Genomic DNA, 14,745 nt, shown 5'->3' on the forward strand with positions numbered 1-14,745 from the left:
TTAGGATATTCAACAGGCGTGATCTGTGATAGAAGTCGTTCTTTTTGTACAAGATACCCTGTCGACTCATCGGTATTCGTTCATGCATTAATGTGCAAAAATATTTACCGAAGGATGTTGCTCAACTACCGTATAACCTCTGAGGAGATGATCCTTCCGTTTGATTCCAATCCTCCTTCTCACTTGTTAAAATTTAGGTACATAAACTATGGTCAGGTTGGCGGGTGAAGATAGGATGCAACGTATTCAGGTACATCCCGATGAGTTGGACGAGAAAGCTCGATTGGTCCAGCAGAAGAAACAGGAACTGGAGCGAATGGTCTGGGAACTGGAGAAATCCATCTATATGTTGCAATCCGATTGGTCGGGTGTGACGGGAGAGCGATTCTTCTGGGATTTTATGCAGGTGAAAGAAGTGTTCCCGACTACACTCGGGCTGTTGGACGAAATCCAGAAAGAGTTTACGTTTATCGCAAAGAACTTTAGAACAACCGACGGCTCAGGCGAGGTTGCGCTGTACATTCCAGAAGAACTAAAGCCAAGCTTCGGCACCGGACTGGTCGATAAAGCAATTGGTGACACCGTTACGGGACTTGGTGAGATGGCAGAAGCGTTCATTTATAATCCGTTTAGTACATTAAACAGTCTGGCCTATGCCATGACCGTAGGCAAAGTTGTAGACGTTGGGCGTGGTATTCAATTTGCATGGGATACCGCCTGGGGCACGGGAACGGCGAGGTCTGATATAGAGCAATTTGTAGAAGACCAGAAGAAGCAGATCGATGAGAGTGGAGCTGGGTATTACGGTGGAGCGATGACGGGACAGGCCCTAGCGTATGTTTTGTTTGGGAAAGCCTTTCGTTCGAAGGACGATAAGCATACCGATCTGGGTGGGTCGGGTGGAGGTAAGAAAGAATCAGAGGGAATTAGCAGTTTAACTAATGACTCAATGTTAAGAATGGAAGGCAATAAAACAATATACCCTAATCAATTCGGTAACGAGGTATCTTGGACCAAGCAAGGTTCTAAAGATATAGAAGCTATTATTGAGAAGAATTTAAAAAGCTCAAAAGCTGGTGATGTTCTAGAGGGCCAAGTAGCACAGACTGTAAAAGGTACAGGAAGATTACAGGGGACTGGAATACAGTTGAAATTGCAAGATGATACAATAGCAGGGGATATTGACGTGTTAACAGATTCACATCTTATTGAAGTGAAAAAGTCTTTAAGTGCAGTAAGTAAAAAACAATTTGATAAATTGACCGATCCATTAAATGAGAAATACTTTAACTACGATAATAAGGAAATCATATATTATATTGAAGATATTACTGTAAATAATAGAACCCAGGAAAATCTAGTTAAAATGATTCAAAATAAAGGAATAAAAATAATAAGTTCTGCTGAAGAATTAGAGGAGGTCTTGAAGAAGTGAGTTCTTTGATTTTTTTGAAAAAGATAGAAAACTACTCCCCTGAAAAAGCCATTGAGGATTTTAAGAAAGCAGCGCAAAAAGCGAACATGTTTTGTATTTTGATAAAAGATAAATACCGTGATGATCTCTTCATATCAGCTGAAGGAACACTATCAGAAGTTGATGAATTTACTTTTAAAAACATGGATAATAAGGACAACTTAAAGTACTTCACATTTAATGTTAATCAAGTAGAAGAAGACTCAGTTGATAGTTTCACTTGGCTTACTCAAGACGAAAATTACTTCTGGGCATTAGATATTGAAAATATAAATCATGAGTACAAGTTTATTTTTAGATTTGTTGTAGAGTATTTTAAAGATAATGGCGAGGATTATTTATGGTTTGATGATGCCGAGTGGTATTACACAGCTGATGATATTTTAAAATTAAGTCACATGCCATATAATCCGAACTGGTGCAGTGAAAAGATTGTCTAGTTTTATACATTTGAAAATAACGAGGTTTTACTAGGGATTAGACATCCTTACGAATTTCAAACCGTTACTTATGACTGGGATGATACGCAAAATGAATATTTTAAAGCAGTAGTTTCTGATGACTTTGATGATAATGAGGATTTATTATTTAAATTCCTTTTTGCTTTTCTGAGCGAATGCCCCGATGCAAGAGTATGGATTGAGGAAGATTGGTTTTACAATCTGGAAGATATGAAAAAGATAAAGGCGTCCTACAATAATAATTGGTGCCAATTGCTGTTTTATCCAATCAAATAATTCCGTGGTATAATTATAAAAAATACGAAAAGGAGTTGACGTATGAGGAAAATTTCCCTAATGTTCATTGCTTTGTTCATGGTAGCGATCGCGATCTTACCACTTTCCGCATCTGCTGCTTCGAAAGCAGACTTTCGCAATGTAAAGTGGGGCATGAACACTAAACAAATCAAGAAACTAGAAAAGGACAAACTGATTGAATCAGGAAGTGTTAACCATTTTTCATACCTTACATACAGTTCGTCGGTCTCCTCAACATCTGCAGAGTTATCTTACTTGTTCTACAAGAACAAACTGGTTCGTACTATCTATGAAGTGAAGGGTAACAGGCTTTCGACTTCTGGAGATAAAATGAACACATACTATGGCATCAAAGATGCCTTGGAAGGCAAATACGGTAAACCTACCAATTCGACTGATAAATACATCATTGGTGCAGAGTCTAGTCTAACGAACGAGGACGCATTGGATCTGAGCAGGGGGAACATTATGTTTAAATCACGGTGGGTAATCAATAATAAAAGAACAGAAGTTGCGCTTTATCTAGATCGTTACCAAGGACAACCACGTTTGCGCATCTTGTATTCAGATCGGACAAATAACTTAGATATTGATAAGTTGATGTATTCAGATGGTTTGTAAGGCATAATACGATGATATTCGAAAAGGGGCGCTTCTGTCATAGGGAGAACTCCTTTTTTGTATCAAAACAACTAATGAAATTTTTCCCATGCTGGACGATAATATAGTAGAAGTAATAACCTTACCTATGCCAACTACTTAGCTCACCATATACATAGAGAACGATCCACAACCATCCTAACTCTCGCGAGGTATATTCATGAAACAAGGCATATATGAACAGCTTATCAACACCATCACCAGACAGGAGATTTCGGCGCTGGACCCGGATGTGTATAACATTGGAACCGAGAAGCTGGATGCAGAGGAAGCGCGTAAGCTGCTGTCCACGTATTTGGCGGCGGTAACCCGGCGAGCTCTTAAGATTGTACGGGAACAGACAGAAGATAAGACGGCAGTGTTGGCGCAGATCCGGACGTGTAATGAGATTATTGCTACTCTCAAAGGCACACTGGGGGAAGAAGAGTACAACGAATTGCAACTGGATGAGCAGGGGGAAGTGCTGACCCATGTGTATTCCAAGTTGAACAGCATTCGTGCGGTCCGGGATACCAAAATCGTTCGTCCAGACACACCTATCGCCCAAAGCTCTTTATTCACAGGTGCGAAGTCCGAACCGAGTATGTTATTGGAGTTACAAAAGGAGATTGTGACCGCTGATCGGATCGATTGGTTGGTATCGTTTATCAAATTCAGCGGGCTTCGCCTGCTGCTGGAACAGCTTCAACAATTCACGGCTGGCGGTGGGAAACTGCGGATCATCACAACTACATACATGGAAGCAACAGACCTCAAGGCCATTATTGAACTTTTAGCAAATTACCTAACACAGAGATCCAGATTTCGTATGATACCAAAGTGACTCGGCTACACGCCAAAACGTACATTTTTCACCGCGATACTGGATTCACTACAGCCTATGTCGGCTCTTCCAACCTGTCCAACCCGGCGCTGACCAGTGGTATGGAGTGGAACCTCAAGGTGACGGAGAAGGATTCACTCAATGTGCTGCGCAAGATTGAAGCGACCTTTGAGAGTTACTGGAATGACCGTGAATTTACGCGATATGTGGCTGAGGATGAATGGCATGAGGCACAGTTGAAGGCGGCTCTGAATCGTAAAAAAGATCAGTCCAACCACTTTCACCTCGACATTCAGCCTTACGATTATCAAAAAGAAGTGCTGGAACAGCTTCACGCCGAGCGTACGCTGTATGGACGAACCCGCAACCTGATCGTCGCCGCCACAGGTGTTGGCAAAACGGTCATTTCTGCCTTCGACTACAAGCGATTCCGGGCAAGTCATGCGGGAGCAAAGTTGCTTTTTGTCGCCCATCGGGAAGAAATCTTGAAGCAAAGTCGGGACACGTTCCGGTATATCCTGAAGGATATGAACTTTGGTGAGCTGCATGTCGGGAATTACCGAGCAGAGGCGCTGGATCACTTGTTTGCTAGCATTCAGAGTCTTAACTCCATGAAGCTGACGGAGATCACCAGCCCAGACTATTACGATTACATCATTGTGGATGAATTCCATCATGCGGCTGCACCTTCATACCAGAAGCTGTTGTCCCATTACGAACCGAAGGTTTTGCTGGGACTCACCGCGACGCCTGAACGGATGGATGGCAAAGACATTACCGCCTACTTCGATCATACGATTGCCGCCGAGATCCGTCTAACCGATGCAATTGACCGGAAGCTACTGAGTCCTTTTCAATATTTTGGCGTCACCGATACCGTCGATCTGTCCCAGGTGAAGTGGTCGCGTAAAGGATATGACCTGAACGAACTGGAGAAGCTCTATACGCATAACAAAATCCGTGCCAACCAGATCATTCAAAGTCTGAACAAATACGTAACCGATCTGGACGATGTGAAGGGGCTTGGTTTCTGCGTAGGGGTGGATCATGCGCTGTATATGGCAAAAATATTTCACGAAGCCGGCATTCCATCCATGGCCTTGCATGGCGGGTCGAGCGAACAGGAACGTCATTCTGCGAAAGGACAACTGGTGAACGGGGAACTGCGCATGATATTTGTTGTCGATCTGTACAATGAAGGTGTGGATATCCCTGAGGTGAACACCATCCTGTTCCTGCGTCCTACCGAGAGTCTGACCGTATTCCTGCAACAGTTGGGACGTGGACTACGGATGACGGATGGCAAAGAGTGCCTGACCGTGCTCGACTTCATCGGACAAGCGCATCAGGAGTACAGGTTCCAGGATAAATTCCGCGCCCTGATCGGGGCCACCAAACATTCCATCTCGCACTACGTCGAGAACGGCTTCTCGAACGTGCCTCGCGGCACGTTCATTCAATTGGAAAAGCAAGCGAAGGAATACATTATGCGCAACCTGAAGCAGATGAGTCGTAATCGGAGAGCGCTGATCCAGAAGCTGCAAACGTTCCAGCAAGACAACGAACTGCCGCTGACACTGGCTCATTTTGTAGAGCATCACGGGATGACACTAGTTGAATTGTATGGTGGACGTACGGGCAAAAGGTATTTCCGGGGTATGTTGGCCGAAGCCGGACTAACAGAGCCAATCGAGAGTGAGCAGGATGAGTATATCCGCAGACTGCCGTCTGTGCTGACGATCAACTCCCGAAGCTGGCTGACGTTCTTGATCGACTTTATCGAAAAAGGCCAAGAACCCACGACCGCCGATGAACGGCGCATGCTCACCATGTTCTATTACACCTTCCATCGGGCTGCGCCTGAGAAACTAGGACTGAGTAGCATCGAAGAGGGTGTGCAACGTGTGCTGTCTTGTGAGGCAATCCGAGCAGAACTTGTGGATATTTTCGAATATAATCTGGCTCATCTGCGATTTGTGATAAAAGCAATTCGTTCCCATACACTTGTCCACTGGATATCCACTGTATGTACTCCATGGACCAAGTGCTTGCCGCCTTCGGTTATTGGAATGCCCAGCAATCACCCGCCTTCCGTGAAGGCGTGAAGTATTTTGCCGATGAACAGACCGATATCTTCTTTATTACACTGAACAAATCGGACAAAGATTTCTCTCCATCTACGCTGTATGAGGACTATGCGATCAACGAGCGTCTCTTTCACTGGCAGACACAGAGCCGGGTGTCGGAGCATACGGCTACGGCGCAACGGTACATCCATCATCGAGAGACTGGTAACCGGATCGCGCTGTTTGTGCGAGAGTATAAGGAGGAGCATGGCTATACATCTCCGTTTGTCTTCCTGGGCGAAGCGGATTATGTGAGTCATGAGGGGAATAAACCGATGAGCTTTGTGTGGCGGCTGCGGGAAGAGATGCCTGCGAAGATGGTGGCGGTGGCGAATAAGTGTATTGTTTGAGGGGGTTGTTAATACCAAAAGACACAACGGAATCTCCTCAAATTCAGAGAGATTGTGTTGTGTCTTTTAAACGAGAGTTAAATAAAAACTGTAATTTATTTTTAAAATTGAGGCCCTTCATACCCATTGTTATCTGATCCAGAGGGCCCAGCAAGTATGCCTTCTTCAATTGTTGTCGCTGGAACTTTATCTTTACTAGCAGCTGATTCTTGGCTTTCCGGTTTAGTTTTTGTCCAAACTTCATCGCCAAGAGCTGGGGATTGCCACCAATAAAAATCGCGATACACTAAATCTGTTGTCAAATATAACAACGTTGAATGATCACTTTTATCATTAATGGTCAGTTCATATTGAGAAACTCCAATACCATCAGAATCATTAAGCGATGTGATCCATTTCTCAATTTTAGGAACGAGGCTGTTCACTTCTGAGATTTCCGTTGTAAGCACGATCGAGGCCAGCTTTCCACCCAGTTCGTTATCCGTAACTTTTGTCGATTCCACAGTTACACCGTTTGCCTTTAATTCACTATAAATAGCGTTCTGGACTGATTCAGAATCGAGCTTTCCTACAATTTTAGATGAGAAGTCTGGTATTCGGGTAATGTCATTAGAAACACCATTGTATATATTTTGACCATTTTCGCCTGTAATCGTGAGATCAACATTTTTGATTTGTGAGGTTCCATTAGCACCACTTCTTACTTCATTCCGGATTTTTCGGATAGCTTTAATATCCTCTATGGTTGCTTCTCCAGAAGTAGAAGTTGATTTAGTTTCCAATTTTAAATTCCTCTCTTGGGTGGTAATTTTAGAAATAGCCACCCCCTCTTTAACAAGCTGAGCTTGGATTAATTGGGTTGGACTCTCAGCAGAAATAGAGTTCATGTAAAACGCCCCGCTTAGGACGATAACTGCTGCTGCGACAAGAAACCACTTTTTATTTCTCATTTTTATTATCCTCCTTATTAAAGATTAAATTTAAGGCCCATAGACTCGGAAATTTGCATTACTGGTCTTACTGACCGAATAAGGACTTTGAGCGGTTGGAGCTGTGTCATTTACTGTCCAAACTCCACTTGAATTTTTATAAGATACACTTGTAAATCTAAACGGCCCCATCTGTGTATTTGTTGCATGACTTTCTGCGTTTGCCTGAACATTGTTATAAGTACCCAGGTTCCAACTCCCTTTATCATAACCAGCAATATATCCGTGCCATTTACTGTCTGCTCCTTCATACTGCACGGTGTATTGGATTGAAGTATCTAAAAAGTGAGTGCCTACTTCTTCCAAACCATGTACACCATTATACGTATGTTCAATGTAAGTTCTAAATCCTGAATATCCCGAATAATATCGGATACCCGTCTGAATCCAATCCCTAGTTGAAGTAACATTTGATACCCAAGCAGATTCACCGCTATCGCCTAAACTAGGAAGAGACGTTGGTGTTGTAATATACGCATACATACCTAAATAAGTACTTCCTGGCTTGGTAACACCTGCATACCAACTAGCTGCATGAGCGGAACTGGAACCAACAATTAGAATAAAAGCAAAAAAGAAAGAGAATAGAGCTGTCATTTTCTTGACCATATCCTGTTTGCATCCCTTCATTATTTAATTTATCGTTAAAGCCTTCTAAAATGTGTTGTGTTTTGATCAACCCCTTCCATATCCGATTTTATTTGGATTATCCTTACAAATAAATAGACTCAATAAAGAAAGAGAAAGTTGCACTAAATAATATATTTCATATGATTTTTTTTCCATATGTATTTTGTTGTTATTCGACAATGGACTCGAATGAGGGAGGGGGAGAAACACCAACCGTATTCTGCTCCCACAGACAGGGATTTAGATGAGTCGTAGTCGCAGAGCGTTGATCCAGAAGCTGCAAACGTTCCAGCAAGACACCGGACTGCCGCTGACCTTGGCGGAGCATCACGGGATGACACTAGTTGAATTCTACGGTGGACGTGCAGGGAAAAGATATTTCCGTGGCATGTTGGCCGAAGCCGGATTAACAGCACCCATCGAGGGCGAGCATGAGGAATATATCCGCAGACTGCCGTCTGCACTGACGATTAACTCCCGAAGCTGGCTGACGTTCCTGATCGACTTTATTGAAAAAGGGAAAGAACCGACCAATGCTGATGAACGGCGAATGTTGATCATGTTCTATTACACCTTCCATCGAGCTGCGCCCGAGAAACTAGGACTGAGCAGCATCGAAGAGGGTGTGCAGCGTGTGCTGTCTTGTGAGGCATTCGGAGCAGAGCTTGTGGATATTTTCAAATATAATCTGGCTCATCTGCGATTTGTGGATAAAATCAATTCGTTCCCGTACACTTGTCCACTGGATATCCACTGTATGTACTCTATTGACCAAGTGCTCGCCGCCTTCGGCTACTGGAATGCCCATCAATCACCCGCCTTCCGTGAAGGCGTGAAGTATTTTGCCGACGAACAGACGGATATCTTCTTCATTACACTGAACAAATCGGACAAAGATTTCTCTCCATCTACTCTGTACGAGGACTATGCGATCAACGAGTGTTTATTCCACTGGCAGACTCAGAGTCGGGTATCGGAGCATACGGCTACGGCGCAACGGTACATCCATCATCGAGAGACTGGTAACCGGATCGCGCTGTTTGTGCGAGAGTATAAGGAGGAGCACGGCTATACATCTCCGTTTGTCTTCCTGGGCGAAGCGGATTATGTGAGTCATGAGGGGAACAAACCGATGAGCTTTGTGTGGCGACTGCGGGAAGAGATGCCTGCGAAGATGGTGGCGGTGGCGAATAAGTGTATTGTATGAAATGTTGATATATCTTGAAACAATATGAATACAAAAGATATACTTATGTTAAGAGATATTTATATCTTTTCATTTCGGTAAAAGAAGAAAGTGTAAGGATAATATTACGGATAATAAGAGGAATGATTTGATGAATAATAAGTGTCAGGTGTTTACTCCATACGATGTTGTCATCGGTATGTTAGATAAATCTTCATACAAAGACAATCTATATGGTAAAAAAGTATTGGAGAATTCTTGCGGAGAAGGGAATATACTTTGTGTAATCGTAGAAAGATATATTCAAGATGGTCTTAGAAGAGGAGTTTCTGTAGAAAAAATTAAATTGGGATTACAATCAGACATTTACGGGATTGAGATAGATGAGGGACCTTACACTAAATGTTTGTATAACTTGAATGAAACAGCAAAAAGGTATGGGATTGAGAATGTAGCTTGGAACTTATTAAACGTAGATTTTCTAATAGAAGGAATTGATCTTAAATTTGATTATGTTATAGGAAACCCCCCCTACATATCATATAAAGATCTAACTGTCAAAACGAGAGAATATCTTAAGATTCATTTTAAGTCATGTTCCATAGGGAAATTCGACTACTGTTATGCTTTTCTTGAAGCGAGTATCAATGTGCTTAAAGATAATGGAGTTTTAATATACCTTGTTCCGAATAGTATCTTTAAGAATGTATTCGGCAAAAATCTTAGAGAGATCCTTTTACCTTATTTAGTAAGAGTTTATGATTATAGAACTATGAAATTATTTGATGTACTAACATCATCAGCAATTATTATTTGTAATAAAGACTCCAAAGAAGAAGATATAGAATATTTGGATATCTCATTAAATAGAAGTCATAAAGTTAAAAAAAATGATTTGAGATTGAAATCTAAATGGGAGTTTTCTTCCAATTATAGTGGAGATATTGAAAATAGGAGAATATTTGGAGATTATTTCAATTCTTCAATTACATTGGCTACATTGCTTAACAGTGCATTTGTAATGAAAAATATCAAAACAATTGAAAATGATCATAAATATATTACAATCGATGGAATTAAGCTTGAAAAAGAAATTATAAAAAAAGCTGTTAGTCCAAGGTCACTAAATTATAATAAAAATGAGTATATTATTTTTCCTTATTTTTATTTTGAGAACAAGCTAGGAAGGTACAATTCAGAAGAATTTGAAACGAAATTCCCGGAGGTTAAAAATTATCTATATACTTTTATTAAGGATTTAGAAAAGAGAGCCTCAGATAAAAGTGTAAACTGGTTTGAATATGGAAGAACGCAGGCTCTGGCTCATTTAAATCAAGAGAAGTTGTTGCTTTCGACAGTGGTTACTAATTGTGTGAAAGTATATAAAGTCCCACAAGATACGATCCCTTATTCAGGAATATATATAACGAGTAAAGGATCATTCTCACTAAATGCTGCTAAGAGAATTTTAGAAAGTGAAGATTTTTATAATTATGTACAAAATATAGGTATTAATGCTAATGGATCATCACTAAGGATAACGGCAAGGGATGTTAACAACTATTTGCTACCAGAGGGGTGGGAGAATAATGGCTAAGATGAAATATAAAATTTCATCCAGAGCAACAATATTATTAGGTAGAGAAAGTGTTGCAAAAGTAGACGGAGCCATAATTGAATTAGTTAAGAATACTTACGATGCAGATGCTCTATTATGTTTAATATGTTTTGATATTTCTAACAACTGTATATATATACTTGATAATGGGACTGGTATGACACAAAAGACCATAGAAGACTATTGGATGCTAATCGGGACGGATAATAAAAAATCAGAATATGAATCTGAAAGAAAAAGGATAAAATCAGGTGAGAAAGGAATTGGTCGTTTTGCGCTTGATCGACTAGGAAGTAAATGCGAAATGTATACCCGAAATAAAAAAAGTCCAAATTTAATTTATTGGAAAACAGATTGGAGTGATTTTGAAAAACCAGGGGCGCATCTGGGTGAGATGGAAGCAGATTTTGATTTTCTTGATATGGAATTGGCTGAATGTTTACCTCCAAGTTTAACAAGTGAAATTATTAGAATTAATAAGAGTAAAACCATTGAAGAAAAAATAAAAGTGGAAACAGGAACGATGTTAAAAATTAGTGGATTGAGAGATAAATGGTCGGATAAAGAAATTATTAATATAATTGATGCAATGGGCTTTTTAATTCCTCCGGTAGAACAAAAAGATTATATTATTGCCTTAAAGAAGTCATTGGACGAACCTGCAATTATAATAGAAAATGAGATCTCGGAGGAATATGATTATAAACTTAATATTACATTTGATGGGGATATTTTCAATGTAATATTGAATAGAAATGAGTTCGACCTCAATAAAATACCAGCAGATGTATTTGAACTAGAGAGTTTTAAAGAATTTCCTTATGAATTTAAGGATTTTAAGAAAGAGAGTATTGAATTAAAGTATGAAATACATGAGTTAATGCATACTACAGATGAAGAAGTCATAAAATCAGTTAAAGAAATTGGTCCTTTCAAATTCAAATATACTTTTATGAAGTTGTCACTTAACGATGATTCAAAAGAAGTCTTTTTTTACAAAGAAATAAGTAAAAAAAGGAGGGTATGGCTAGAGAACCATGGAGGAATAAAGATCTACCGAGATAACTTTTTAGTAAGGCCTTATGGTGACCAGACTTCGGAATCATTTGATTGGCTAGGACTAGATGCTAGGAAAGCAAATAGCCCCGCAGCTATTTCTCACCCATCTGGGAAATGGCGAGTCAGAAATAGGCAAGGCCAAGGAACTATAATGATCTCAAGAGTTGATAATTCTTCTATTCTGGATAAATCTAGTAGGGAGGGTATAATTGAAAACGATCATTTCAAATTATTTAAGAAAATTATAACTAATTTAATTCAAATTTTTGAGGAAGATAGAGCCCATATTGGAAGAGGGATGAAGGAATATTCTGATAAGGTGCATAAAAAAGAAAAGGCTAAACAAGAGGGGAAAAGTCTTGCTGATAAGGTATTGAAGGAAACGCCTTCTAAGGAAAAAAACTCTTCCAAGGAAGAAGTGAAAACACTAGCTAAAGCTGTTCAATATTACGAAGAAGAGAGAGAAGAACTAATTACTGAGATTAAATTATTACGATCGTTGGCGACTAATGGATTAATTACTACTTCTGTTGTACATGACTTAAAGGGCATTAATGCAATATTGGTCAACAGAGTAGATAATCTTAGATTTGTTATAAATAAAGGGAATGCAGATTTAATTAATAGACATCTTGAAGATTTGGAGAGATATGATGTATTCTTGAAATCTTGGATTAGTGTCATAACTAATCAAATAAAAAAAGATAAGCGAAGAAGACTCAAAAAAAATATATATCAAACTATCCAAGAGATTATAGACGTTTTGAAACCTATTCTAAATCAAAAAAAAATAAATATAAGATTGAAGAAAGATAAAAATCAAACATATAAAAGAATATTCGTTTCAGATTTTGAGAGTATTATTTACAATTTAATCATAAACTCTATAGAAGCATTCGAAAATGCTAAAGTTCTAGAGCGGACTATTACAATTTCATTAGAAACAAATGAGAGTATAATTATTCATTATCAGGATAATGGAGACGGATTACCCGATTCATTTAAAAATCCTTATGACATCTTTACATTTGGTACTACTAGTAAATATGACAAAGAAGGAGAAAAAATTGGTACAGGTTTGGGAATGTATATAGTTTCTTCAACTGCGAGAGAGTACAATGCTCAAATCATTATTACAAATCATAAAAATGGATTTGGGTTAGATTTGAAATTTCCATTATGAGAGGTGTCCATATGAAAATAAAAGTAGGAATAATCGATGATGATAAGAGTAAAACAACTCAAATAATGACGAAGCTAATACAGGGATTGGATGATGCTTCACCTGAAAAAAAAGAAAAGTATTCTCATTATGAATTTGAGCCAATTGAAGTTGAGTTACTAGATGACGTATCTTCAATGGTTGGAAGTATAAAGGAGTTAGGCATTGATTGCGCAATAATTGATTATAAATTATCTTCATATCAGACTGTGAATTTCTCTGGAGTAGAGTTAGCTAAGGCAATTGAGAGAGAGTTTTATGAGTTTCCAATCTTTATATTAACTTCTTATGATGATGATTTATTTTCTAAAGAAGTGTATAATGCTTATCAAATTTTTGATTTTGATAGATATCTGTCTGAAAAAAAAGAAAGAATTGAATTAAATTTCAAGCTTATTGAGCAAGTATTGAAAACTCAAAAGCAAAAAGAAAATTGGAACCTACAATTAAAAAAACTGCTACCGCTTGCGGGAACTTCTGAGGAAATTGATTCTGCAATACTCGATTTAGATTCTAAAATTGAAAAATCAACAGACGGTAGGCATGCACTCCCTGAAAAGCTAAAAAAAGATCTATCATCCAATAAATTATCTGAACTAATTGATAAAATTGATGAAATCTTAGAAGAGGAGTAAATTAGTTTGAAAGAAATTAAAATAAAGAAACCAATCAAAATAAGAAAACCAACAAGATCATATACTGGTATTATGTGGATAACGAATGGCACTAATAAGAAATACTTAGCTCCAGATTTCGATAATAGATGTGCATATTGTGATGATTCAGATGAATACAGTGGAGGATATAATTCATTTCATGTCGAACACTTTGCACCAAAAGAAAAGTTCAAGCATTTGGAATTCACATACGATAATCTTTTATATAGTTGTTCTTATTGTAACATCTCTAAATCAAACAAGTGGATTGGTAGCAATGAAAACGAATCTGTGTTGGGGAATAAAGGATTTATCGATCCTTGCAATGATGACTATTACAATCACTTAGGGAGAGATCAAAATGGGAATATTATTTCTTTAACCCCTTTAGGTGAATATATCTATTATGAGTTAAAACTATATCTAAAAAGGCACTTTATTTTGTATAATCTTGATCAGATTAATATCAGAAGAAGAGCACTGAAAGCAAAGATTAAAGAGAAAGAAGAGCACGGGGAGGACACTAGGAAACTTGTCAAGGTACATAGACTTGTGTGTGAGATATTCTGCGATTATTACGATTTATTAGTAAAAGAAGAAGCCTAAAAAGCTATATAAATGATCTTTAAAGAATGAAACTGATTTAGCATAAACTTAAAATGAGTAGTGATGCCTTGGTGATTTGCATCGCTGCTCATTTTAATATAATTAAGATTCATTTAGTAGCTCTCTTATAATATTTCTGGATAAACGGATTTTATTTGGAGAGGTTTCTCTCAACATACTGACTATATCTTGAATCATTATATCTGATTCAGTAAACTCAATTTCAGCACTTACATAAGCAAAAAGTTGAGAGATATTGACCTCCAACGCCTCTGCTATTTTACCGAGATTAATTAAAGATACATTCTTTTCGCCACGTTCAACTTGTCCAATGTATGTAAAATGGAATCCGCCTTTTTCTCCAAGTGCCTCCTGGGATAACCCTTTCTCTTTCCTTAAAACCTTGATTCGAGCGCCGACTAAATTTAAAATTTCTCTGTCTGCGCGCCTAGCCAAGCTAGACACAACTAGCCGGTGAAAGTCCGGTCGAGGTAAGAGCCAAGTCGCCTCGTAGCTGACGGGCAGCTGGTGGAGAAATCCTAAGGTTGAAGCCCCGTGACAAAGTAACTTCAACACGAAGTGCGAGCA

10 protein-coding genes and 2 pseudogenes are annotated in these 14,745 nt (G+C 38.9%); 9 read left to right on the forward strand and 3 right to left on the reverse strand.

Annotated features, from left to right (window positions below):
• Nucleotides 1-235 precede the first annotated feature (235 nt).
• The 4 genes and pseudogenes from J7E78_RS19855 (at nucleotide 236) to J7E78_RS19870 (ending at nucleotide 6,191) form a co-directional block, all read left to right on the forward strand.
• Nucleotides 236-1,435: a WXG100 family type VII secretion target gene (locus J7E78_RS19855; RefSeq protein ID WP_215077865.1), complete on the forward strand. Its 1,200-nt coding sequence runs from the start codon at nucleotides 236-238 to the stop codon at nucleotides 1,433-1,435.
• Complete coding sequence (locus J7E78_RS19860; protein WP_064640501.1) at nucleotides 1,432-1,914, forward strand: hypothetical protein; 483 nt, start codon at nucleotides 1,432-1,434, stop codon at nucleotides 1,912-1,914. The genes J7E78_RS19855 and J7E78_RS19860 overlap by 4 nt, the downstream gene beginning before the upstream one ends.
• A gap of 339 nt (nucleotides 1,915-2,253) precedes the next feature.
• Complete coding sequence (locus J7E78_RS19865) at nucleotides 2,254-2,853, forward strand: hypothetical protein (RefSeq protein ID WP_215077866.1); 600 nt, start codon at nucleotides 2,254-2,256, stop codon at nucleotides 2,851-2,853.
• Between the two features lie 199 nt (nucleotides 2,854-3,052).
• Nucleotides 3,053-6,191 (forward strand): annotated as a pseudogene (locus tag J7E78_RS19870) (DUF3427 domain-containing protein).
• Between the two features lie 101 nt (nucleotides 6,192-6,292).
• Here J7E78_RS19870 and J7E78_RS19875 read toward each other — a convergent pair.
• Nucleotides 6,293-7,141: a hypothetical protein gene (locus J7E78_RS19875; protein ID WP_215077867.1), complete on the reverse strand. Its 849-nt coding sequence runs from the start codon at nucleotides 7,139-7,141 to the stop codon at nucleotides 6,293-6,295.
• A 30-nt stretch (nucleotides 7,142-7,171) separates the two neighbouring features.
• A complete protein-coding gene (locus J7E78_RS19880; protein WP_215077868.1) occupies nucleotides 7,172-7,789 on the reverse strand; it encodes a hypothetical protein in 618 nt (205 codons plus the stop codon).
• A 265-nt stretch (nucleotides 7,790-8,054) separates the two neighbouring features.
• Here J7E78_RS19880 and J7E78_RS19885 point away from each other — a divergent pair.
• The 5 genes and pseudogenes from J7E78_RS19885 to J7E78_RS19905 form a co-directional block, all read left to right on the forward strand.
• A pseudogene (locus J7E78_RS19885) lies at nucleotides 8,055-9,017 on the forward strand (DUF3427 domain-containing protein); the annotation flags it as partial.
• A 130-nt stretch (nucleotides 9,018-9,147) separates the two neighbouring features.
• Nucleotides 9,148-10,593, forward strand: a complete 1,446-nt coding sequence (locus J7E78_RS19890; RefSeq protein ID WP_215077869.1) for an Eco57I restriction-modification methylase domain-containing protein — start codon at nucleotides 9,148-9,150, stop codon at nucleotides 10,591-10,593.
• Entirely contained in the window at nucleotides 10,586-12,856 is a 2,271-nt protein-coding gene (locus J7E78_RS19895; protein WP_215077870.1) for an ATP-binding protein, read from the forward strand. Before J7E78_RS19890 ends, J7E78_RS19895 begins: the two co-directional genes overlap by 8 nt.
• Nucleotides 12,857-12,867: 11 nt before the next feature.
• Nucleotides 12,868-13,530 (forward strand): hypothetical protein, encoded by a 663-nt coding sequence (locus J7E78_RS19900; RefSeq protein ID WP_215077871.1) that lies wholly within the window; start codon nucleotides 12,868-12,870, stop codon nucleotides 13,528-13,530.
• Between the two features lie 6 nt (nucleotides 13,531-13,536).
• On the forward strand, nucleotides 13,537-14,157 hold the full coding sequence (locus J7E78_RS19905; RefSeq protein WP_215077872.1) for an HNH endonuclease: 621 nt from the start codon (nucleotides 13,537-13,539) through the stop codon (nucleotides 14,155-14,157).
• 102 nt (nucleotides 14,158-14,259) lie between these two features.
• Here J7E78_RS19905 and J7E78_RS19910 read toward each other — a convergent pair whose 3' ends face one another.
• The gene (locus J7E78_RS19910) at nucleotides 14,260-14,613 is read right to left on the reverse strand and encodes a helix-turn-helix domain-containing protein (protein ID WP_215077873.1); all 354 of its coding nucleotides are present in this window, start codon (nucleotides 14,611-14,613) and stop codon (nucleotides 14,260-14,262) included.
• Nucleotides 14,614-14,745 lie beyond the last annotated feature (132 nt).

This window comes from Paenibacillus polymyxa (assembly GCF_018614975.1).
Taxonomy (GTDB): domain Bacteria; phylum Bacillota; class Bacilli; order Paenibacillales; family Paenibacillaceae; genus Paenibacillus; species Paenibacillus polymyxa_E.